Origin of the sequence: Psychrobacter piscatorii (genome assembly GCF_904846415.1) — a bacterium.
GTDB classification, from domain to species: Bacteria; Pseudomonadota; Gammaproteobacteria; order Pseudomonadales; family Moraxellaceae; genus Psychrobacter; species Psychrobacter piscatorii.
This window is the reverse complement of sequence record NZ_CAJHAR010000038.1, coordinates 1-23,039: the sequence shown is the minus strand read 5'-3', so window position 1 is coordinate 23,039 and position 23,039 is coordinate 1. Positions and strand designations below refer to the sequence as shown.

Sequence of the window (23,039 nt, the reverse complement as noted above, 5' to 3'; positions counted from 1 at the left end):
TGATGATGAGATGCAGGACATTGAGAACAAACTAAATAACAGACCAAGAAAACGCTTAGGGTTTAAAACGCCTATGCAGGCGTTCTATAATATTAATTAGCGTTGCACTTGGTGTGTTAATCTAAGATACTAAATACTAAATACTAAATACTAAATACTAAGGATTAGTCATGGACAAACAACGATTTGAATTGGGTCTGGCTCAGCGCAAAGCTGTCTTGGGCGCTGATTATGTCGAAAAAAACCTACAGGCCGCCGATGATTTTAATCAACCATTCCAAGAAGCCATGACCGAATGGTGTTGGGGGTTTGGCTGGGGTGATGACGCCATTGATGTCAAAACCCGCTCACTCATGAACCTAACTATGATAGCGGCGCTCGGAAAAATGCATGAGTGGGAGCTGCATCTGAATGGAGCCATCACCAATGGCTGTACGGTTGAAGAAATCCGTGCGGCGATACATGCGATTGCCATCTATTGCGGTGTCCCGCAAGGGGTTGAGTGCTTTCGTATTGCCCGCGGCGTATTGACCACACGCGGGTTGTTATAATCCTAAAACCAGTTGGAGCGAGAAATGCAATTAACAAATGATGCGCTGTTTAGACAGCAAGCCTTTATCAATGGCATATGGTGTGATGCTGATAGCAAAGACACCCATGAGGTGTTCAATCCTGCCACAGGTGAGCTGATTGGGACCGTGCCAATGATGGGATCTGCGGAGACGCGCCGTGCCATTGAAGCTGCAGACATCGCTCAATCAACATGGTCGAAAAAAACGGGTAAAGAGCGCAGCACTATCCTACGCCGCTGGCACACGCTGATTGCTGAAAACAGGGAAGATCTGGCATTGCTGATGACCCATGAGCAAGGCAAACCCATCGCGGAAGCCAGAGGCGAGATACAAAGTGGCTTGGATTATCTAGAATGGTTTGCTGAAGAGGCCAAACGTATCTACGGCGACTTCATTCCTGGACATATGCCAGACAAGCGCTTGGTAGTCATTAAACAGCCTGTTGGCGTTACCGCTGCCATTACGCCATGGAACTTTCCGCATTCGATGATCAGTCGGAAGGCAGGCCCTGCGCTCGCAGCAGGCTGTCCGATGATTGTAAAGCCTGCGATGGAAACGCCTTATTCAGCACTAGCTATGGCGTATTTGGCGCAGCAAGCGGGCGTGCCTGATGGTATTTATAGTGTCATCACAGGCGATCCGATTGCGATCGGCGAGGAGATGACCACCAACAGTATGGTCAAAAAAATCAGCTTTACAGGTTCCACGCGAGTGGGAAAAATCTTGATGAAGCAATGTGCTGACACGGTCAAAAAAATGTCACTGGAGCTGGGTGGCAATGCTCCCTTTATCGTTTTTGACGATGCCGATATCGATGAAGCCGTAATAGGCGCCATGATGAGCAAATATCGCAACAGTGGTCAAACGTGTGTGTGTGCCAATCGTCTGTTTGTGCAAGCGGGTGTCTATGACGAATTTACCAAAAAATTGGCCGCGCAAGTACGTGCTATAAAAATTGGTAACGCTCTAGACGAAGGCGTAACACAAGGGCCTTTGATCTCCAAGGCTGCGGCAGACAATGCTGAGGCATTGGTTATGGATGCGACCAGTAAAGGGGCAACAGTATTATGTGGTGGTCAGAGAGTCGAGGCAGGTCATAACTTTTTTGAACCGACTATTTTGATCGACGTTGCCAGCGACATGCGTGTGGCTGATGAAGAGATTTTTGGTCCTATCGCGCCTATTTTTAAATTTGAGACAGATGAAGAAGGCATCGATCTCGCCAATCGTACCGAATATGGCTTGGCAGGTTATTTTTATAGCCGAGATATCGGTCGAGTATGGCGGGTTGCCGAGGCACTAGAAGTGGGTATGGTTGGTGTCAATACGGGTATGCTGACCACCGAGCTGGCCCCATTTGGCGGCATCAAAGAGTCTGGCCTCGGGCGTGAAGGCTCAAAATATGGTATCGAAGAATATGTTGAGACCAAGTATATCTGTCTAGATATCAACTAGGCGATAATGAAAGAGCCATTTATCCAAAAAATAATGACGCAAATAACCGTCAATAACTGTCTATAAGTGCTGTATCGGTTCATCCCAATAGGGCGGTGAACCGTAATACCCTTCAATAAAATCAATAAAACATCTGATCTTGTGTGGCAACAGCTTTCTATGGGCATACACCGCATACAATCCCAAGGTCTCGGGCTCGTAATCAGGTAACACCATCATAAGCTCCCCTTTACTCAGTGCCTCACTCGCAATAAACGTGGGCTGCAATGCTATCCCAGCCCCAGCCACTGCAGCATTAACAAGCAAATCTCCGTTATTACTGGTTAACTCTGAGTTTGGGTGATTGGTGGTATCTAGCCACTGATAAATATCTTCTTTGCCGTATTTTTCCATATAACTGTAATGCAAATACCGATGATTTTTTAGATCTTCAGGCTTGCTAGGCACGCCATATTTTTTGAGATATTCGGGCGAGGCACATAAGATGACGCGCACAGGCGCAACTTGCTTGGCAATCAGTGACGAGGTTTTGAGCTGACCGATACGAAGCGCCACATCAAACCCTTCTTCAACGATATCTACTTTGCGATCGTTCAGCTGCAAATCGACATTGACCGAAGGATAAAGTGTCTGAAAATCCGTGACCAATTTTGCCATATGTTTTAGCGCAAAGGATACCGGCGCGCTTATTCTTAACGTGCCTTTTGGGTTCTGCTGAAACCCACCTAGTTTAGACTCCATATCATCGATACTGAGTAATACTTGCTGTGCATGCTCGAAATAGTGAGTACCTGCTTCCGTCAAGCTAACCTTACGAGTAGTGCGGTTTAGTAGGCGCATATCCAGTCGCTCTTCTAACTTTGAGACATATTTACTCACCAGCTGCGGCGACAGTTGCATGGCTGTGGCGGCATTGCTAAAACTGCCCTCAAGTACTACCGATACAAACGCCCGCATCGCATCAATTCTATCCATTATTCAGGTTTTCCTTCCAGCGGTTATCAATATTCTCTCGTCAGTTATCTTACGCTGTTGCTTCACCGATAGTAAAGTCGCGCGTTCCATTGACCTTGGATGGCAGCGTTGGTTTTTTATCTAAAGTATTTCTAGTTAATCTAAATGATAATAATTTTCATTATTGTTTGTATTATTTTTATAATGTTGCTAAAGTGTGCATGCTTTATTACTAAGTAGCGAACTATATTTTACTATCGCTACTTTTGAGATGTGATCTATATCAATACATTAGCCATTTGACTGCTATCAATGTAATTCAAGGCAGCTCGTCTTCGCTTGCTGACACGCGTAGTCAATGCGCTGTAACAGCCCTTTTTTTGGTAACGCTGACGATATTGATGAAACTGACTTTTTTGATAAAACCAAGTACTTTCAGGATTGTGATTTATGCCGATACTATCAACACCCTCTAATGATAAAAATAATTTTCGTTCACAAAAGCTGCCACGCTTAGCAACCAGTCAGGCCTTATTAAGCATTGCTATTGCCTCGATCCTTAGCACGACTGCCGTTGCCGCTGAAAATGATATGACACAAACCACGGATAAGCAAAGCTTTGTTGAGCAAGGCCTCGATCAGCAAAGCCTTGATAAACAAAGCATTGATGAACAAGCAGCGCTACCAAGTACCACGCTAGATACCATTGTCGTACGTGCCGCTAGAGATGAGCTGGTACAAGCGCCGGGTCTGTCTGTGATTGGTGAAGAGGCCATCGAGAAGGCTTCATTGTCTAATGATATCTCAGAGATCGTGCGCAAAATGCCGGGTGTGAACCTGTCAGGATCATCCACTTCGGGTCAACGTGGCAATCAGCGTCAAATCGATCTGCGCGGTATGGGGCCAAACAACACGCTTATTTTGATCGATGGTCGTCCGGTGACTTCACGTAATGCGGTGCGTCCAGGCCGTGGCAGCGAACAAGATACGCGCGGCGACTCACAATGGGTACCACCAAGCGCTATTGATCGCATCGAAGTGTTGCGTGGTCCAGCCGCCGCCCGTTATGGCTCGGGTAGCATGGGAGGGGTGGTCAATATCATCACCAAATCGCCTGACAAAAAAGAGTTCTCTGTCACAGGGCACTATGAGATGCCAGAGAGCGATCTTGAGGGTAAAAACTGGCGCACGAATATCAATATGGCAGGCCCATTGAGTGATAAGCTCTCCTTCCGTACCACGCTTGGCTATCACGAAAGTGAAGGGGACGATCCTTATATTAATACCGACGATGCTCAGGTTGTTGATGGTCGCGGCGGTCCGTCCGCTTCGGTGGCAGCAGGACGTGAAGGGGTGGAAAATATAGATGCTCGCCAGCTGTTTGAATACGCGATGGATGCGATGAATACCGTTGGATTTGAGGTGAATTACAGCAATCAAAGCAACCGCTGGGCGGGCGACTCACAGTTTCAGACCGTCAATGACGACTTGGTCAATGCGCTGGCAGGTCAGGAAACCAATAAAATGGAGCGTTATGGGGTGGCATTGACCCACCGCGGTGACTATGAGAATACCAGTAGCAATAGCTATCTAGAGTATACGCGCACGATTAATGAGCGTCTGAATGAAGGCAACGCTGGTCGTTACGAAGGTGAAATCTCGCAACCTGAAGGAGAGGCTGAATATAATTGGACAAAAGCGACCTATGACACACTAAATGCAAAATCTGAATGGGACGTTTACTTTGACCGTCATACCGTGACGGCAGGTGCGGAATTCCGCGGTGAGCAATTGGATAATCCGCTGGTGTCGACCTTAACGTTTGATGAGGGTTTTGATTTTGGTGAGACCGAAACCGATCCATCCAAGCGTGATGCAAAGACAGAGTCATATCTGGTAGGTGCGTATTTAGAAGACAATTATCAAATCACCCCTGACTGGTATATCACCCCTGGTTTGCGTTTTGATTATCATGATCAGGCAGGTAGTAATTGGTCACCCAGCCTCAATACCACTTGGAACTTTAGCCCAAACTGGTCGGTAAAAGCGGGTGCTAGTCGCGCCTTCAAAGCGCCGTCACTCTACCAGCTGGATCCGAACTATATCTATTACACACGCGGTAACGGTTGCCCAGCCAGCGTACCTACTGATCAACGAGGCTGCTACGTCTTGGGTAATTCTGATCTGGATCACGAGACCTCTTGGAACAAAGAGCTGACCTTTACCTATAAAGATGATACTGGCCTGAACGCTGGCTTGACTTACTATCGCAACGACTATGACAATCGCATCGGCGCTGGGGTAGAGCGTGTGGGTGTGGTCGGTGTCATCGCCGATGGTATCGCCGCCGATCGTTCAGTTTTTCAGTGGGAAAACCAAGGAGAGGCGATCATTGAAGGTCTGGAAGGGTTTGTCAAAGTACCAGTCACAGACACGGTCACTTGGTCGACTAATATGACGGGCAATATCCGCTCAGAGCGTAAAGACAACGGTGAGCCGTTATCCTTGATTCCAAAATATACCATGAACTCCAATGTTGATTGGGATATCACCCCGCGCTGGAATACAAACCTTGGTGTCAGCTACTACGGTCCCATCGAAGCCCCTGAAATATCTGTCACGACTGGCGACGCTCTAAGCACACCTAAGCTTGATCGTAAACCCTATGCGATCGCCAATGTGAGCACCCGTTATGACCTGACAGACGACATCACTATCGGCGCAGGAGTCAAAAACTTATTTGATAAGCAAATCAAACGTGAAGGGACGACGACCAATGCAGGCGCTCGCACATACAATGAGCCGGGTCGTTATTACCTCTTTGATATTAGTGTGAACTTTTAAACGATAAAAATATCTTTTTACCCAAAGTATTTTTTCTACTAAAAAGACTCTCACTTATTAACCTAAAAAAGGTCTAAGCTCATTGCTTGGACCCTTTTTTATGGTGCAGGGCGATTGTTTGAAGTCTGAGCACATACAATGTTATCAAGACAATTGCCTCTATAGCATTAAGCACCATGAATACTATTGTCAAAAAAATCATCTGTTTGACTGTCTTCTTGCCAATGGTACTCGATATCTTTAGCAAGCTGAAGAGCACTGGCTGACCCATGCTGGTCTGAGATAAACCCCAATGCCATGTCCATACCCGCACTAACGCCCGATGACGTGTAAAACTTACCGTCAATAACCCACCGTGCCTCTGGTATCCATTTAACCTGATCAGACTGCGAAATCACCCATGCCCATGCTCGCTTATTAGATGTGGCGCGCTTGCCATCTAACAGTCCAGCTTTTGCAAGCAAAGCACTGCCTGTACATACGCTTAGCACCCACTCAGTCTGCTGGGAGAGTTGTTGTAGCGTCGTCAAAAAAGCGGGCACGTGAACCAGCTGCCGTGTCCCTTGTCCACCGACGATTAATAGAATATCAGTATGCCATGGCAACTCATCGACTTTCACTGTATGTAAAGCCACACCATGCTGATTGTTGATGATGCCACCTCTTAACGAGGCAAATTGAATACGATAAAGGCTTTTTAAGCGACCAAACATTTCTATAGGACCGAACAAATCCAGCGTTTCATAGTCCTCAAATACCAAAGCGGTAATTGTTCTTATATTCGTTGTACTCATAAGCGTGATTATCTCCTAGTAATGAGGATCAATCGCAGCACTAAGCGGCGGCAAAAGTTTAATCTACTTTAATATAATAGCTTTGCATAATAAACGATTAAGTTAGTATATATATTAATCCACTTTATTTATGCCTTGAAGGGTAAATAACCTCAGTTTTTTCTACAATACCTTTTGATATTACATTAAGGGTTACAGGTAAAAATAAACAGTATGTCACAACAGTGCTGTCCAGTACGTTTGTATCAAAACGGATACAGCGCCAGTTTCTGTGTTGACACTGCCGGCGGCGCTCACGTATATTTTAGATAGACTTACTTTAAAGTGTCCGCTGTAAAGTAGCGGTTTTAAAAAGGTCTATTTTAGCAATGCCACAACTCTATAAAAAATATAATACTCCAGCATAAAAAATGCTCTGGTAGCAAGCACTTCGCCCTAAAACAGGCATATAGATACAGTGCTTATTAGCGCTAGGCTTCACCGCATATGATAAAAAAGGATTTTAGACATGAGTACAACAGAATATACCGACATTACCGCTGCCGTCACCCGAGAAAAGGGCGCTGACTTTACCTTGGAGTCAGCCAAAATTCGCGCGCCCAAAGACGATGAAGTGCTGGTAAAAATCGTCGCTACAGGCATGTGTCACACCGATATGATCGTGCGTGACCAAGATTACCCCGTGCCGCTGCCGCTGGTATTGGGTCACGAAGGTGCAGGCATCGTCGAAAAAGTCGGGCCACTGGTCAAAGACATTGCAGTGGGCGATCATGTGGTACTGAGCTATGGCTATTGCTCACAATGCAGTTCGTGTCATTCAGGTCACGAGCCTTATTGTGAAGAGTTTTACCCGCGCAATTTTGGCGGCAGTGACATGGATGGTAATAATGCCATTCAAGATGCGGACGGCAACCCGCTCAACGACCACTTCTTTGCCCAGTCCTCATTCGCGACCTACGCGCTCAGCTTAGAGAGCAATACCATTAAGGTGTCTAAAGATGCTCCGATTGAGCTACTTGGCCCATTAGGCTGCGGTATTCAGACAGGGGCAGGCGCGGTCATCAATTCGCTAAAAGTGCGCCCAGGTACGAGCTTTGTGACTTTCGGTGCAGGCGCGGTAGGCTTGTCTGCGGTACTGGCTGCCCAAGTGGCAGGCGCAACCACTATCATCGCAGTCGATGTGGTGCCCTCAAGGCTTGAGCTTGCCAAGGAGCTTGGCGCGACCCACGTCATCAATAGTAAAGAAGAAGACGTCATCGAAAAAGTACGCGACATTACAGGTGGCGGCGCGCTATTTGCCTTAGAGTCAACGGGTATTCCAGCTGTCTTGCGTCAAGGTATCGACTCGCTGGGCACACTTGGCACCATTGGTGTCGTAGGCGCACCTGCGCTTGAGACAGATGCCAACTTTGATGTCAATGACTTGCTGCTTGGCGGTAAATCTATCCAAGGTATCGTTGAGGGCGACGCGACTACCAAGATATTTATCCCGCAGCTGGTAGAGCTTTATTTACAAGGGCGTTTTGCCTTTGATAAATTGGTCAAATACTACGACTTCAAAGATATTAATCAAGCCGCAAAAGACAGTGCCGAGGGTACTACCTTAAAGCCTATCATTCGTATTGCCGATAATGCTTAAAAGCTATTTGTCTATAAAAAATGGGCAAATATATTATCAGGTATGTTATTGATAGCTGGTATCGCAAATCTGTATAAAAATTTTCATTTAAATATAAATATAAAAAGGTCTGAGCCATTCGCTCAGACCTTTTTTGTTTTATCGACCGCTATTTTATGAATTCGTTATTTTTATTCTACAATTATTTTGCCCAAAAAAGCTCAAGTTTGGGTTTGATAACTAATGAGAGGATGATTGAAAAGAAAATACCAATCGGAAGGGCGGTCAATAAACTCGCCATCCACATATAGACAAAATGATGCCAATCAGAGAAGTCATTGAGATTAATCGTGGTAACCACGGCCATGATCGATTCCATGATGATTGCCATGCATAGACCAAAAATGACATTCATCTGCACGGTGGAAATATCTGGCAATACCGCCCGTAATATTTTATTGATTAGCAATGCGATCATACCACCGATAGGTGCAATGCAGATGACGCAAAGCGCAAAAGAGCTCAGCCAAGCCCGCAGAAAACCAGCCCCAAAACCAAGATTATTCCAAGTCATGACAAAGGTTAGTGTCCCACCAATAACCGCTACTATACTAAAAATGATCAATATTTTTTTGAAATTTTTGAGCATTTACTTATCCATATTAAATAATTCAAGTGCAGTATAGCCATATATTTTTGCGAAAGGCAGTCTTGTTCTTTTGGTTTTTTTCTGTACAAAGCGATGAATTTACTCGATATTTTTATGAAAATTATGATGCGTAAGCAATGTATTTTTATAAAATCAGTATCGTTTTGGACTCATAGAATGGCTTGAGGATTAGTACCTAGCCTTAGCAGAAAAAGGTTTACCTTTAACACCTTTTGTTATAGTATAACGTTTTTTTTGAAATGTTATACTATAACGGAAGATATATGAAAAAAATTGGCTTGATCTCGGTATTGGTGGTGCTAGCAGGGCTGGCATGGTATGTCATCGCTGGTGCGCAAACAGCGGGCAATAACGCGACGAATACAGCGGCAAACGATGACAGTCAGCAGGAGCTAATCGTGGTGACGCCGTGGGAGCTGACCTCTACTGATCCTAGTAAATCGGGATTTATTTTTCAGTGTTTGCAGATTGCTGAAACGCTGGTCGATGCCAAACAAAATGCTGAGCTGCAACCCATGCTGGCGCAAAGCTGGTCTGCCAATGACAAAGGGGATGTATGGACGTTTGTGCTACGTGATGGGGTGAAATTTCACGATGGCTCGCCATTGACGGCAGATGCTGTGGTCAAAAGCTTGCAGGTCGCGCTCAGCAAACCCACCGCTTTGGAGTCGGCTGCAATCTCAGACATCAAAGCCATTGACAGCAAAACGGTTGAGATCAGCCTAGAGCGGCCGCTGATGTCTTTTCCTGCTTATTTGGCGCATGCGACCAGTATCATTTTGGCGACCTCATCGTTTGATGAGAATAACGAGGTCACTCAGCTGATCGGTACAGGGCCATACTATGTCACCAAATTTGAGCCACCACAAAAAATCGAGCAAAAAGCGTTTGCTGATTACTGGGGCGAGAAAGCCAAAATTCAGGACGTCACTTACTTAGCCAACAGTCGCAGCGAAACGCGCACCCTGCTGGCGCAGAGCAAGCCCAATTATTTAGTATTTACCCTAGATTCAGCGAGTCTAACCCGCCTAAAGCAAGACCCCAATTTACAAGTTCAGTCAAAGTCATTGGCGCGTACTATCGAATACAAAGTCAATGCGGACAATCCGTTTTTTAGCGATTTGCGTGTTCGTCAAGCGCTTAGTGATGCCATTGATAGACAAGGCATTGCCCAATCTGTGATGCATACTGATAATGCGGCCGCCACGCAAATCTTGCCACCTATATTTAAAGACTGGCAAATCAAAACGCAAAGTACGCAGCCTGATCCTCAAGCCATCAAGCAGCGCCTACTAAACGCAGGCTTTACCGAGGATAGTGATGGCATGCTCCAAAAAGACGGCAAGCCCTTTACATTTACTTTACGCACATTCTCAGATCGTCCCGAATTACCCATTATTGCCACCGCTTTACAGGCACAGTGGAAAAAAATCGGCGTCGATGTGAATGTGTCCGTGTGTAATTTTTCAGAGATTCCATCAGGCCATCAAGACGGCACGCTAGAGATGGGACTCTATGCGCGTAACTACGGTATGACGCCTGATCCAGTCGGTTCACTCGTTGAAGATTTTGACCCACAGGGCAGCGATTGGGGCGTGATGAATTGGCAAAACCCAGAGCTGACCGAGCGTTTATTGATGCTTGAGACGACCAAAGGCAATGATGTGGCGACCAAACAGCGCGTCTCGCAAATCATCTTTGATGAGCGTCCTGTTGTACCTGTGGTGTACTACCAACAAAACGCCGCCGCGCATAAGTCACTAAAAGGCTTAGAAATTGATGGTTTGGAGCGAAACTTTTATTTAAACAAGTTGTCTTGGTAGATCGTGTTTACTGTCATTTGATTTGTAACGCCAATTCTTTATAACCCTAAAAAATTGTAATGGATAACTATGTTTAAATATATTGCTCATCGAGTGCTGCAGCTGCTCTTGGTTATCTGGTCGGTCGGTACATTGACCTTTGTACTGACTCGCAGCTTACCCGGTGATATGGCGTACCGTATCGCGGCCAGTCGCTACGGTTATGACCAGACCGATGCCGCCGCCGCCGCACTGGTGCGCTCAGAGCTTGGTTTGGATCAACCGTGGTGGCAAAGCTACTTTGATTGGTTGCTCGATTTGGTGCAGTTCAATCTTGGTCACTCCTTGGTTAGTGGCGAGTCTATATGGGCTGAGATTGCGCATCAGTTTGGACACACGCTGTCCTTGGCGCTAGCGGCATTGGTGATATCGATTTTTATCGGGCCGCCGCTTGGCCTGCTTGCCGCACAACAACCCAATGGCTGGTTTGATCGTCTGACGTTGGTGGCCAGTACCGTACTGCGTTCTGTGCCTATTTTTATTATCGGTATTGCGCTCATCACCCTGCTCGCCGTCCAAATAAAATGGCTGCCCGCTGCAGGTTATGGCACGCCTCAGCATTATATTTTGCCAGCATTGACCTTGGCAATTGGGCTGTCTGCGGTGTCGGTTCGCGTCAGTCGCCATGCGATGGTACAAGTGCAAACGTCTGAATATTATGATTTTGCTAAGCTCAAAGGACTGAGTAAATGGACGGCGTTTTGTCGGCACGGTTTGCGTAACGTCACCATTCCGATTTTGGCTTATCACTCAGTCCAGCTCGTGTATTTGGTAGAAGGGGTGGTGATTGTGGAGAGTTTGTTTGCTTGGCCTGGTAGTGGTCATGCGTTGGTGCATGCCATCGTCGCGCGTGATGTGCCGATGATACAAGGCACCGCGTTGATTATGGGCGGTATGTTTGTGGTGCTCAATATGGTGGTGGATTTGCTCAGTGGTCTGATCGATCCGCGTATTGATTTGGCACGTTAATCATTACTGTCAAAGCTATTGTCAAAACGCTTTATCACAGAATGGCAACTACAAACCCAAGCCATAAATTAAAGCCACAAACTGAAGCCACATGAGGAATTATGATTTTATGACTATTTTTAGCGGGGTTCATGCCCTACAGCCAGTACAAAAATTTGGCGGACTGCTACTCATTTTATTATTGGTGTTTGCGTTTTTGCAGCCGCTGTACTATCCGGTAGATGCTGACATACAAGACCTTGGTAATATGCTGCAATCGTCCAGTATCAGCCATTGGTTTGGTACTGACCACTTTGGTCGCGACATGCTGGCGCGCGTCGCGTCTGCCATTCGTCTGTCATTTTTGCTGATTGTACTATCGGTGGGTTTTGCCCTATTTTTTGGGCTATTGATGGGTGTGCTCAGCGGCTATTTTGGCGGCTGGGTGGATAAGATATGCACGTTTTTGTGTGACATTATCATGGCGCTACCGGGACTGCTATTTGTCTTATTGTTTGCAGCGATTGCGCCTAACACCTTTTGGTCGCTATATCTGGGTATCTCCTTGGTGCTTTGGGTGGAGTTCTTTCGCATGGTGCGTGCCATGACCCAAACGATCGCCAGTAGTCGCGAGATTGAAGCCTCTCGTTTGATGGGTATGGATTTTTTCTATTGTTTTAAACGGCATTTTTTACCCAAGATTTTGCCTGTCGTTGCCACTCTCAGTGCTTTTGCGGCAGGTAATGCCGTGTTGGCACTGGCTACGTTAGGCTTTATTAATGTTGGTTTGCGTCCGCCGACCGCTGAGCTGGGGCTGATGATGACGGAGCTGTTTCCATATTATTATCAAGCACCGTTTGTATTTCTCCAGCCTATCATTGCCGTCTTTATTTTGGTACTCAGCCTACAATTACTCTCAGGAAAAATGAAATGATCGCGCACACTGCAAAAGACAATGCTGCCAATGTTGATAAGGCCGCCACAAATGTATTGGTAAAAACGGATGACTTGGCGGTGTTTACCAAGTCAGGGCAGGGTTTGGTTGAGCCCATCAGTGTCACTCTATATAAAGGCCAAAATCTGACCATTTTGGGTGAAACAGGGTCGGGTAAAAGTTTGCTGGCACAAGCCATCATGGGCGCGCTGCCTGATGAGCTGGTCAGCCGCGGCGATATTTTGATCGAAAACCAAGCGCTAACTAAGCCGCAACTGCGTGCGTATTGGGGTCGCCGCATGGCGATGCTGCCACAAGAGCCAAGTCGTTCGCTGAACCCTACGATGGACGTGCTCAGTCAAGTGTGGGAGAGCCTGTATTTTGTCGCCAAGCAAGACAACAAGGCCAGTAAGCAGTTGGCACAAGACAAAATAGAGACGCTTGGGCTGGGCAAATTTTCGGCGTACTATCCGCATGAGCTGTCAGGCGGTATGGCGCAGCGAGCCTCCTTTGCGATTGCCACCTCGGGCGGCGCGTACATTGTCATCGCTGATGAGCCGACCAAAGGCCTAGATGAGATCAACAAACAAGCGGTGATTAATCTGCTAAAAAACGTCGCCCGCGATGGCGGCACACTACTGACCATCACCCATGATATCGATGTGGCAAGAGCGCTGAGCGTGGGCGCTGATGATCGCATCATGGTGATGAAAAAAGGCAAACTGCTTGAGCAAGGTAAAGGCGAGCAGGTATTGAACCAACCAACATCAGACTATGCCAAACAGCTTATCGCCGCTGCCCCTGATAACTGGCCAGCAAAAGACCGCGCCATTATCAAAGAGCAGCCCTTACTAACCGTCAAAGACGTCAGTTTGGCGCGCGGCAAGCGGGTATTGTTTGAGGGGTTGAGTTTTAGTCTCAAGCAAGCTGAAGTGCTTGGGGTGATTGGTGGCAGCGGTATCGGTAAAAGCTCATTAGGGGATGCGCTTTGCGGCCTGCTTAAACCAGCCAGCGGCGTGATCACATGGCAGACCAAACTCAAGCGCCATCAAGTGCTCAAGTTGTATCAAGACCCACCTGCTGCTTTTGCCTCGCATGTACCACTGCAAACTCTGCTAAATGATGTGATTAAAAAACACCATTTAGACGCTAGCCGCGTACCTGAGTTACTAGAAAAGTTAAAGCTGGATAAACAGATTCTTGAACGTAACGCGCTCAATGTCTCAGGTGGAGAGTTGCAACGCGTGGCGATTTTGCGCGCACTGCTCTTTAATCCTGTGTTGCTGTTCGCCGATGAAGTCACCTCCAGACTCGATCCTATCACTCAAAAAGAAACGCTTGATTTACTGGTGGCGCAGTGCCAAGCGCAGCAGTGTACGCTGGTGATGGTCAGTCACGATCACCACATCATGCGTCATTATTGTCATCAGGTGATTGATTTGGAGGATTTCGCCAAGTTGTAATGGCTGTTAAAAAATAAGCAACTGTTGATATTTTTTATAAAAGACGAGTTGATTTCATTGTTTTAACGTCCGTTCCTAACGATATCAATAGCTTGGCTGGGCGTATGCAGTAGCGTTACTTGCGCTTAACAACTGCATACGTGGTCATCGTTGACAGCCCAACTTTAATCTGGGCATGATGGTGGCGAGTAACCCTCATTGCAGCATATGAACCACGACTAGACTTATCAAAGGAGCATGATATGAAAGCGGCACGTTTTTATGACAAAGGTGATATCCGTATTGAAGACATCCCAGAGCCTACCGTTGAGGCGGGTACGGTCGGTATCGACGTGGCATGGTGCGGTATTTGCGGCACGGACTTGCATGAGTTTATGGAAGGGCCTATTTTTATCCCGCCATGTGGTCACCCGCATCCCATCTCAGGCGAGTCCGCACCCATCACCATGGGGCATGAGTTCTCGGGCGTGGTCTACGAAGTCGGCGAGGGTGTCGATGATATTGAGGTCGGTCAGCACGTGGTGGTTGAGCCGTATATCATCGCCGATGACGTCTCTACCGCTGAAGGGGAGAACTATCATTTATCAGAAAACATGAACTTTATCGGTCTAGGCGGACGTGGTGGCGGTTTGTCCGAAAAAATCGCGGTCAAACGCCGTTGGGTACATCCGATCTCAAACGATATTCCACTAGACCAAGCCGCTCTGATTGAACCTTTATCGGTCGGCTATCATGCCTTTGTCCGCAGCGGCGCAAAAAAAGGCGATGTGGCACTGGTCGGCGGCGGTGGCCCGATTGGTCTGTTATTGTCGTCAGTCTTAAAAGCCAAAGGTTTGACAGTTATCTTGACCGAGTTGAGTGCCAAGCGTAAAGAAAAAGCCGAAAACAGCGGCGTGGCTGATTATGTCTTGGATCCTACCAAAGTAGACTTAAAGGAAGAGGTGATGAAAATCACCGAAGACCGCGGCGTGGACGTGGCGTTTGAATGTACCAGCGTCAATGCCGTACTCGATTCGTTGGTTGAGCTGACCAAGCCTGCTGGCGTGGTGGTGATTGTCTCAATTTGGAGCCATCCTGCAGAAATCAGCGTGCACAGCGTGGTAATGAAAGAGCTGGATATTCGCGGTACTATTGGCTATGTCAACAACCATAAAGACACCATTAAACTGGTCGAAGATGGTTTGGTTGATCTTGAACCGTTTATTACCCAGCGCATCAAACTAGATGATTTGATTTCAGAAGGGTTTGAGAGACTGATTCATAACAATGAGTCTGCGGTGAAAATTATCGTGAATCCAAATTTATAAGGGATATGTTTGATGAAAATTGGCTTTGTAAAGTAGTAGCCAATGATAAGAAAAAAGCGCCATCTTATTAGAATGGCGCTTTTTTGTGGACTTTTGACTGTATATACTGTGATGACAAAATCGAAATCGGCTCTACAATTTACCGTTCAGATATTGAATTTCACCATAGCCAAAACTCCAATCCACATCGGTATTGGTCATAAAAGAGATAAATAAATCTTTTGGGTCGAGCGCGCAATGCGTCTGGAGCTTGTCTGCCATCAACTCACAAAATTTCTTTTTCATCACTGTTGCGCGTGGGCTGGTAAATACTTGAATGACAATGGCGGCTTCTGTGCGCTCAAACCCCAAACCTGTATCGAGCAAAATCATACGTCCAGGCTTATGCTCGGTGACGATTTGATATCGGTCTCGCTCAGGCACTTCAAACGCGCTCACGACACAGTCTTGCACCGTATCCATCAAGGTTTTGATCTCGTCATCGCTGCGTCCTTCGGTCATATCTATGCGTACTAGGGGCATTTTTTTATCCTTATATTATTATAATGGTGAAACACGGTTATCGGCGCTGACTGCAATTATGCATTGATAACTTAGGGCGATAATGCGCTGATAACGGCTAGGATTATCATCAGTGATGATCGCTGCTGCGTCAGTGAGGTTATCGTAGCGGTTTTGTGTTGTTCATTACATAATGTAGATATCATTGTCGTTGCCAACGTCTGGTTTTGAATGATTTCCTGATTGAAAGTCTTTGTTGTTAATTCGCTTTTTTCGCTCTGATTGCCATTGCTGGTGGTTTTGCGAACTTTTTAGCGGCCACCACGCATAGCAGCGCACCTATTGTGCTGATAACCATACCCATATCAACTGCTTCATGTAATAAAAAAGCAGCCAGTATCAATCCCAAAAACGGCTGCAACAGTTGCAACTGACCGACAGCCGCAATACCGCCCAATGCCAAGCCGCGATACCAAAAGACAAAACCAATAAACATACTAAAAAACGATACATAAAGTAGGCCGAGCCAAGCGGTCGCGCTGGCACTCAGTACGTCTACAGGTGTAGTCAAATATGCGATAGGTAGCATCAGTGGTAATGATATGACCAGCGCCCAGCTGATCACTTGCCAGCCGCCAAGGGTTCGAGACAGCCGTGCGCCTTCGGCATAACCGACAGCGCAGGTGATGACCGAACCCAGCATCCACAGCGCCCCCAGTATTGACATTTCACCGCTATGAGCCGCCGCATAGCCTGCGATACACAGGCTACCAAGCAGGGCAAATAGCCAAAACAAAGCAGATGGGCGCTCACCACCGCGCAGCACCGCAAAAATTGCAGTAAATAGCGGCAATACCCCCACAAACACAATGGCTTGTGCAGAGGTAATATACTGCAGTGCTTGTGCGCTCAGTAATGGAAAGCCAACCACCACGCCAAGTGTGACCACGATTAGTGCAGGCAGGTCAGCTTTGGTGGGTCGCCGCTGTTTGCACAGCAGCAATATAGCGCCGCCAAGCAAGGCAGCAAGCGTGGCTCGTATGGCGGTTAAAAACACAGGGTCAAAACCCATGACAGCAAGTTTGGTCGCGGGTAGAGAGCCTGCAAAAATCATCACACCCATAAGGCCGCTGATCCAGCCTTGTGTGGTCGTTGCCTGTTTTACTTGCAATGTTTTTATCATTATTATTCTGCCTTGTCAGTGGGGTGTCAGCTGCGCTTTATGCCGCTTGTCTGTCAGACCATTACAACAAAAGCAGAAGATGCTAACCACGTACAGTCCAGTACAATGAATCCGAACTGTTTGGTCAGTTGTACCCATACAGTTGTAGATATTTTTGCCTGATAAGCGAACATATAGGTTTGAATCAGCACCGTTTTGATGCGATGATTTGTGGGGATGAGTGCTACGATAATTGAGTAATACTCATAAATAGCATGATCAATACGGTTAGAAAGAATAAAAAGGATAAACCTCTAATGAGTCGTCAAATGACCCGCATTGAGATGGTCATGGCTGATGTCAAAGCCAAAATTGCCACAGTCACTTATGCTTCAGGTAGTCGCTTACCCTCCGTGCGCGCAGCGGCATCAAGCATGGGGTTTTCGCCGTCGACCATCGTGACCGCCTATGAGCGACTAGAAGCCGAAGGCGTGATTTATGCGCGTGCAGGTTCGGGGTTTTATGTTGCTGAGGTCTCAAAACCGCGCGCTTTAGCGGCTGTAGGACCGAACCTGGATCGCGAGGTCGATCCGCTGTGGGTCTCGCGTCAGTCACTTGAGACGCCAAATGATGCCCTAAAACCAGGCTGCGGCTGGCTACCAGCAGATTGGCTTTATGAGGCGGGTATACGCCGAGGATTACGCCGTGTTGCTCGCGGTGATGTGACTATGATCAGTGACTACGCCACGCCGCTTGGGTTGCCTGATCTACGTCAGTTGTTGGTCCGGCGAATGGCAGGTTTGGGTATTGAAGCCAAACCTGCACAGGTGATGCTGACGGAGTCGGGTACACAGGCGATTGATTTGATTTGTCGTTTACTGCTCAGCGTAGGTGATACCGTCTTCGTTGATGATCCTTGTTATTTTAACTTTCATGCGCTGTTGCGCGCGCATCAGGTGAAAGTGATCGGCGTGCCTTTCAATCAAGATGGCCCTGATACGGCTGCTTTTGAACAGCTGTTACACATCCACCAGCCGCGCCTATATATCACCAACGCTGCGATACACAATCCGACAGGTGCCACGCTGACACCTGCGAGCGCATATCGGGTGCTGCAATTGGCGCAAACGGCTGGCACATATATCATTGAGGATGATATTTTTGCAGACTTTGAAACCACGCCTGCGCCAAGATTGGCCGCGCTGGATGGTTTATCGGCGGTGTTTTATATCGGTAGCTTTTCAAAAACGCTTTCAGCTTCATTGCGCTGCGGTTATATTGCCGCGCCTCTGGACTATATCGAGCCGTTATTGGATTTAAAAATCGCCACAGGCTTTGGTGGTGGTCAACTGGCGGCAGCGGTAATACTGTCTGCGCTGAGTGATAGCGGCTATCACAAGCACATGAATGCGCTATATCATCGTCTGGCGCTGATGCGAGCGCAAGTGATTCGGCGTTTGGCAGCTGTGGGTATTACGCCGTGGCTCGTACCGCAAGCAGGGATGTTTCTTTGGTGCCGTCTGCCTGTGGGTCAAAGCGCCTCATTATTGGCCAATCACTGTATGACACACGGTGTTGTGCTTGCCCCTGGCAGTGTCTTTAGTCAAGCAGACGACGCTGATAGCTTTATGCGCTTCAATGTGGCACAGTCGACTGATCCGCGCGTCTTTGAGGTATTGGGGGAGGCGCTGGCTATGAAGCATTCTAGTAATGCTTAGTCAGCTTTTTCCAACCTCAGAGCCCGTTACCAAATGAATTTAGTAAAACTTACTACTTGAGAGTTATTATGTTCATCTGTTCCAAAATCTACATTGTGAGATAAGTTTGAAATTTAAAGAATTAATGAATCTGCGCGCTGATCAGGCAGGAAACATAGACATTGATGAGCTAATCCTAATTTTACCGAATACACCAATGGATGTTTTAGAGCAGTTTTATCGAGATCATGGACGTAATGATCAGTTTCAAGCACAATACGCTGAGTTAGATATTCACAACCTAAACTGGGAGCTTGTCGATCTCACATTTGATGAAATATCACTTGCTACAGTTTTTCCTAGTTTTCAAAAATGGGTACATGCCTGTTATATGAAGTCTTGTAAAGTATCTATAGATTTAGAATGGAAGCTAATTGGGCATACAAAACAGACTGTAATGTACTGGGAAAATAATCACACATGGAAAAGGTCACCAATATTCCTTGAATTGAATTGTAAGTTACATTTAGTCGAAGGGCACTCAAGATTTGGTTGCTTGAAAGGACTTGTAAGTAATGGTTTAATTCCTAATCATAGAACTCATAAGATATGGTTAGAAAAGCACGTCTAGCATATTAAGAAAAGCCTGCCTTGCTACTACCCAAGCAACGGAAACTGATAAACAGTAGCGTATAAAAAGGTCGCAATCAACACAGCAACGACACTGAACCATACCATATATCGCTGCGGCGCTGACCATACGATACGCCAATCGATTTTACCTCTCGCGGTCAGCCACTCTGTCATACTAATGGCAATTGTCAGCCATAATGTCCCCACCAAAAACCCGCCCATCACATCACTCAGATAGTGCTCGTTTAACACGATTCGGCTCAATCCTATAAGCAGACATAATAAAAGCGCGAGCGATAATATCCGCACTTGGCGAATAAAGCTTTGGCTAAAGCGAATCGCCATATAAGCGAGAAATCCATAGAGCGCAATACTAATAGTCGCATGACCACTTGGGAACGAGTAGGTGTGTTCCATCAGCAAAATATCAATCGGTCGCGACCGCTGAAAAGCCATCTTGTTCACAAAGGTAAAGGCTGTGCTGCCGATGGTCGAGACCAGTAGCCCGATAATGATATAAGGCTGGCGCGCCACCATACATAAAATGGCAGTCAGTACGATAATCAGGCAAGTGACGGGCGTAGAGCCCAAACTGGTGATCAACACAAAGACATCTATGATCCCAGACTCGCGCAGTACGCTCATATGCTGCGATACAAACAAATCAGTGGTCACGATAGAGTCGGCTTCCACCACATCCTCAACCAAGCCTGCAAATACTGCCAAAATATATACATTGAGCAGCGTTAAAACTGTGAGTATCAACCCAGAAAAATGACCACGGGCAAAGCGCTTGGCGATAAAGCCAAACAATACAGGGTATTTGTCCTGTAAACGTGTGATCAAGGGTAGGCGGGCGATATGTCCACGCAGCCAAAAATCGATACGAGAAACCAATCCCAATATCCGCTTAGCATAGCGAATCATAAGGTGCTGTATCAGCCATAACAGCGCTATCGTCAAAATAAGCACCATGCCCAAGCTGATGAGCTGAGGGTGTTGTTCAATGAGCGCAATCATGGATAGCTTATTCCTTTATCGTGGCTGATATGGCATTGAATAATGCGCTTATCATCGTGTCTACTATGTCGGTTGGATGGGCACAGGGATCGAGACTATAGATGACATGTTTGATAACGTCTAGTCTGAATAATCGGCTGATACTGTAGCAGACCAAGCGCTCATTGCTGTCTGATTTTCTTTACGGTGTGTCGTTATTTGAGCGTTGTGCGCCATTTATTACTGTTTTTGCGTAAGTGCTAATAAGTACTAACAGGACATTGGCGCTAAAAACATAAAGTGTAAAAAACAGCGTGATAAATGACCGTAAAAGCTGCTACCTTTAGTAGCCAACCTTTTCACAATTAAACAGACGGCATTAATAAATTACTTATGAACGCATTTACATCAACACTGACTGCTCAAAAACCCTCTATGCAAAAAACGCTCCTTGGCCTAACGCTGAGCGTATTGCTATCGACATTACTGATATCTGAAACGGCGCAAGCCGCCAGTACTAATGATCGCTTAGAGCAAGAAGTGGATAAGCAGGCCAAAAAGTTAATGAGCCAATATCAGATCCCTGGTATGGCATTTGGAATCATCGTCGATGGCAAACCACATTTTTATAACTATGGTTTGTCTGACAAGCAGCGCAACCAGCCTGTGTCAGAGCACACAATTTTTGAGCTGGGTTCTGTGAGCAAGACCTTTGCGGCCACTTTAGCCAGTTATTCAGAATTAAATGGCACATTGTCACTCGATGATACCGCAGACAAATACATTCCCCACCTAAAAAATAGTGCCATTGGTAATACCGAGCTGATCAACTTAGGAACCTATAGTGCTGGTGGATTGCCATTACAGGTGCCTGAAGATATTGAGAATAATAAGGAGCTGCTGCAATATTATAAGTCTTGGCAACCTGAGTTCCCTGTCAATTCAAGCCGTCTCTATTCTAATGCCAGTATCGGACTGTTTGGACATATAGCTGCGCTGAGTATGGACACGGATTTCACCGAGCTAATGGAAAACAAGCTATTGCCTTCACTAGGTATGAGCAATACTTTTGTCAATGTGCCTACGGATAAGATGGGTGATTATGCGTTTGGCTATAATAAGGCAGACGAGCCAATCAGGGTCAACCCCGGTATGCTAGATGCAGAAGCTTATGGCATCAAATCGACCAGTGCCGATATGACCCGTTATCTGGCTATGAATATGGGGCTACTGCCTTTAGACAATCAGATGCAGCAAGCACTAGATAATAATAGAAAGGGCTACTATCGTACCAACTCATTCACACAGGGGCTTGCGTGGGAGATGTATCCTCTACCGACCACACTACCAACGCTTTTAGAAGGCAATTCAACAGACACTATTTTAAAACCTCAGCCCATCCAAGTGAATGAACCACCAGCGCCTATACGCGATGATGTGTGGGTCAACAAAACAGGGTCAACGAATGGGTTCGGGGCTTATATTGCGTATGTACCCGCCAAAAAAACAGGTATTGTCATTTTAGCAAACAAGAACTATCCGAATACAGAACGAGTCAAAGCCGCGTATACGATATTAGACCGTGCGCTGAACGGTGAAGCATTGAATGAGTGATTTATAGTCATCACATTAGGTAGCGTTATAGCAGACAAAGAACCCGATAAAAATGAATACCTATCGGGTTCTTTATGTTTAGGGCGTAATATTTAGTTTTTAGTTTAAAGTCCAGTTTTTATGAGCAACCTTCGACCAAATAAATTGCTTCTGGAATGCCGATATCAATACTTTCTACGTCACCTTGTAATGCGCGTTTATTTTCTACCGTCCATTCAGTCTCGCTAATAGTGTTATTACTGAGCTTTTCACCACCTTTGATATGATATTCAACTTGAATGGGTAAGGTATCATTGGCGTTATTAAGCTTAATATCTTCTTCTTTTAAGAGTGCGCCTGCATCTGCGTCGCCAGTCACGATAAAGTTGACGTTTGCAATTAGGTTATAAAAGTCACCATCCACCGCATATTTATCAACCTCATAAGTAAGACTGTCACCATGCGCGCTCATCACCGCTGTTACCGCATCACCGACATGAACACCCGTATAAAATGGCGTTTTTGAATCTCGAATCGTAATCAGTGCTACTTTGCCATCTATCACTTGATATAGGACAGACGCACGTTTGCCGTCAGCTTGATCCATGTAATACTGTTTTGGATCGCTCACATAGTAGCATTGCTCATTGTCACTCTCTTGTTTGGTCAGCCCTAACTCCGCCAAAAGCGTGAGAGTAACTACTTGCCCAAAGCCCAGTTTTTGATAGCCTGATGGACTCACCATTTGGTCATCAGGCGCGGATGTATCCGTCTGTGAGGCTGCTGTATTCTTATCCATTTGTGCTGTATTGTCATCAGTAGTTGAGGATTGTGAGTCACAGCTGGTGAGTAATGATACGCCACCTATCAGACAGGCAGAAAACAATAGCGATTTCATTTTTGTAGACTTAGATTAACACATGAAGTGCAATACCAAATGCAAGGTGAAAAAAAGACCTAGATGCGCTAGCATCAAAGTCTTTATCCACCGACCAAAGTGAGATTGCAACCATGAACTATACGCATCTAAGCC

Annotated in this window: 19 protein-coding genes and 1 pseudogene; 13 read left to right on the top strand and 7 right to left on the bottom strand. The window is 46.3% G+C overall.

Annotated features, from left to right (window positions below; translation table 11 throughout):
• The 3 genes and pseudogenes from JMX83_RS15495 to JMX83_RS13340 all read left to right on the top strand — a co-directional run.
• Positions 1 to 100, top strand: a pseudogene (locus tag JMX83_RS15495) (IS30 family transposase); the annotation flags it as partial.
• Positions 101 to 170: 70 nt separating this feature from the next.
• Positions 171 to 551, top strand: a complete 381-nt coding sequence (locus JMX83_RS13345; RefSeq protein WP_201602688.1) for a carboxymuconolactone decarboxylase family protein — start codon at positions 171 to 173, stop codon at positions 549 to 551.
• Positions 552 to 575: 24 nt separating this feature from the next.
• Positions 576 to 2,027 carry an NAD-dependent succinate-semialdehyde dehydrogenase gene (locus JMX83_RS13340; RefSeq protein ID WP_201602685.1) on the top strand — a complete coding sequence of 484 codons (1,452 nt, stop codon included), beginning with the start codon at positions 576 to 578 and terminating at the stop codon, positions 2,025 to 2,027.
• A 60-nt stretch (positions 2,028 to 2,087) separates the two neighbouring features.
• On the opposite strand, the gene JMX83_RS13335 is transcribed toward JMX83_RS13340, so the two are convergent.
• Complete coding sequence (locus tag JMX83_RS13335; RefSeq protein WP_201602681.1) at positions 2,088 to 3,002, bottom strand: LysR family transcriptional regulator; 915 nt, start codon at positions 3,000 to 3,002, stop codon at positions 2,088 to 2,090.
• Positions 3,003 to 3,431: 429 nt separating this feature from the next.
• Between JMX83_RS13335 and JMX83_RS13330 the strand changes: the two genes are divergently transcribed.
• Entirely contained in the window at positions 3,432 to 5,825 is a 2,394-nt protein-coding gene (locus JMX83_RS13330) for a FepA family TonB-dependent siderophore receptor (RefSeq protein ID WP_201602679.1), read from the top strand.
• Between the two features lie 167 nt (positions 5,826 to 5,992).
• On the opposite strand, the gene JMX83_RS13325 is transcribed toward JMX83_RS13330, so the two are convergent.
• Positions 5,993 to 6,619 (bottom strand): DJ-1/PfpI family protein, encoded by a 627-nt coding sequence (locus JMX83_RS13325; RefSeq protein ID WP_227675871.1) that lies wholly within the window; start codon positions 6,617 to 6,619, stop codon positions 5,993 to 5,995.
• A 508-nt stretch (positions 6,620 to 7,127) separates the two neighbouring features.
• Between JMX83_RS13325 and JMX83_RS13320 the strand changes: the two genes are divergently transcribed.
• Entirely contained in the window at positions 7,128 to 8,258 is a 1,131-nt protein-coding gene (locus tag JMX83_RS13320) for an NAD(P)-dependent alcohol dehydrogenase (protein WP_201602677.1), read from the top strand.
• A gap of 181 nt (positions 8,259 to 8,439) precedes the next feature.
• Here the strand turns inward: JMX83_RS13320 and JMX83_RS13315 are convergent, their stop codons facing one another.
• On the bottom strand, positions 8,440 to 8,886 hold the full coding sequence (locus tag JMX83_RS13315; protein ID WP_201602675.1) for a DUF2798 domain-containing protein: 447 nt from the start codon (positions 8,884 to 8,886) through the stop codon (positions 8,440 to 8,442).
• A gap of 284 nt (positions 8,887 to 9,170) precedes the next feature.
• On the opposite strand from JMX83_RS13315, the gene JMX83_RS13310 reads away from it, so the two are divergent.
• From JMX83_RS13310 to JMX83_RS13290, 5 genes are all read left to right on the top strand, one after another.
• Positions 9,171 to 10,730: an ABC transporter substrate-binding protein gene (locus JMX83_RS13310; RefSeq protein WP_201602673.1), complete on the top strand. Its 1,560-nt coding sequence runs from the start codon at positions 9,171 to 9,173 to the stop codon at positions 10,728 to 10,730.
• 69 nt (positions 10,731 to 10,799) lie between these two features.
• Positions 10,800 to 11,738, top strand: a complete 939-nt coding sequence (locus JMX83_RS13305; protein ID WP_201602671.1) for an ABC transporter permease — start codon at positions 10,800 to 10,802, stop codon at positions 11,736 to 11,738.
• 109 nt (positions 11,739 to 11,847) lie between these two features.
• Positions 11,848 to 12,651: an ABC transporter permease gene (locus JMX83_RS13300; protein WP_201602668.1), complete on the top strand. Its 804-nt coding sequence runs from the start codon at positions 11,848 to 11,850 to the stop codon at positions 12,649 to 12,651.
• Positions 12,648 to 14,114 (top strand): ABC transporter ATP-binding protein, encoded by a 1,467-nt coding sequence (locus JMX83_RS13295; RefSeq protein WP_201602665.1) that lies wholly within the window; start codon positions 12,648 to 12,650, stop codon positions 14,112 to 14,114. The genes JMX83_RS13300 and JMX83_RS13295 overlap by 4 nt, the downstream gene beginning before the upstream one ends.
• Before the next feature lie 242 nt (positions 14,115 to 14,356).
• Positions 14,357 to 15,421, top strand: a complete 1,065-nt coding sequence (locus JMX83_RS13290) for a 2,3-butanediol dehydrogenase (RefSeq protein WP_201602662.1) — start codon at positions 14,357 to 14,359, stop codon at positions 15,419 to 15,421.
• A 132-nt stretch (positions 15,422 to 15,553) separates the two neighbouring features.
• Here the strand turns inward: JMX83_RS13290 and JMX83_RS13285 are convergent, their stop codons facing one another.
• Together JMX83_RS13285 and JMX83_RS13280 are read right to left on the bottom strand one after the other, a co-directional pair.
• On the bottom strand, positions 15,554 to 15,943 hold the full coding sequence (locus tag JMX83_RS13285; RefSeq protein WP_201602659.1) for a tautomerase family protein: 390 nt from the start codon (positions 15,941 to 15,943) through the stop codon (positions 15,554 to 15,556).
• Between the two features lie 238 nt (positions 15,944 to 16,181).
• Positions 16,182 to 17,105: a DMT family transporter gene (locus tag JMX83_RS13280; RefSeq protein ID WP_201602656.1), complete on the bottom strand. Its 924-nt coding sequence runs from the start codon at positions 17,103 to 17,105 to the stop codon at positions 16,182 to 16,184.
• A 296-nt stretch (positions 17,106 to 17,401) separates the two neighbouring features.
• On the opposite strand from JMX83_RS13280, the gene JMX83_RS13275 reads away from it, so the two are divergent.
• Both JMX83_RS13275 and JMX83_RS13270 read left to right on the top strand, forming a co-directional pair.
• Complete coding sequence (locus tag JMX83_RS13275; RefSeq protein ID WP_201602653.1) at positions 17,402 to 18,802, top strand: aminotransferase-like domain-containing protein; 1,401 nt, start codon at positions 17,402 to 17,404, stop codon at positions 18,800 to 18,802.
• Positions 18,803 to 18,908: 106 nt separating this feature from the next.
• Positions 18,909 to 19,412: a hypothetical protein gene (locus tag JMX83_RS13270; protein WP_201602651.1), complete on the top strand. Its 504-nt coding sequence runs from the start codon at positions 18,909 to 18,911 to the stop codon at positions 19,410 to 19,412.
• A gap of 26 nt (positions 19,413 to 19,438) precedes the next feature.
• Here the strand turns inward: JMX83_RS13270 and JMX83_RS13265 are convergent, their stop codons facing one another.
• Complete coding sequence (locus JMX83_RS13265) at positions 19,439 to 20,434, bottom strand: phosphatase PAP2 family protein (protein ID WP_201602649.1); 996 nt, start codon at positions 20,432 to 20,434, stop codon at positions 19,439 to 19,441.
• A 372-nt stretch (positions 20,435 to 20,806) separates the two neighbouring features.
• Between JMX83_RS13265 and ampC the strand changes: the two genes are divergently transcribed.
• The gene (gene ampC, locus JMX83_RS13260; protein WP_227675870.1) at positions 20,807 to 22,027 is read left to right on the top strand and encodes a class C beta-lactamase; all 1,221 of its coding nucleotides are present in this window, start codon (positions 20,807 to 20,809) and stop codon (positions 22,025 to 22,027) included.
• Between the two features lie 118 nt (positions 22,028 to 22,145).
• On the opposite strand, the gene JMX83_RS13255 is transcribed toward ampC, so the two are convergent.
• The gene (locus JMX83_RS13255) at positions 22,146 to 22,904 is read right to left on the bottom strand and encodes a hypothetical protein (RefSeq protein ID WP_201602647.1); all 759 of its coding nucleotides are present in this window, start codon (positions 22,902 to 22,904) and stop codon (positions 22,146 to 22,148) included.
• Positions 22,905 to 23,039: the final 135 nt, after the last annotated feature.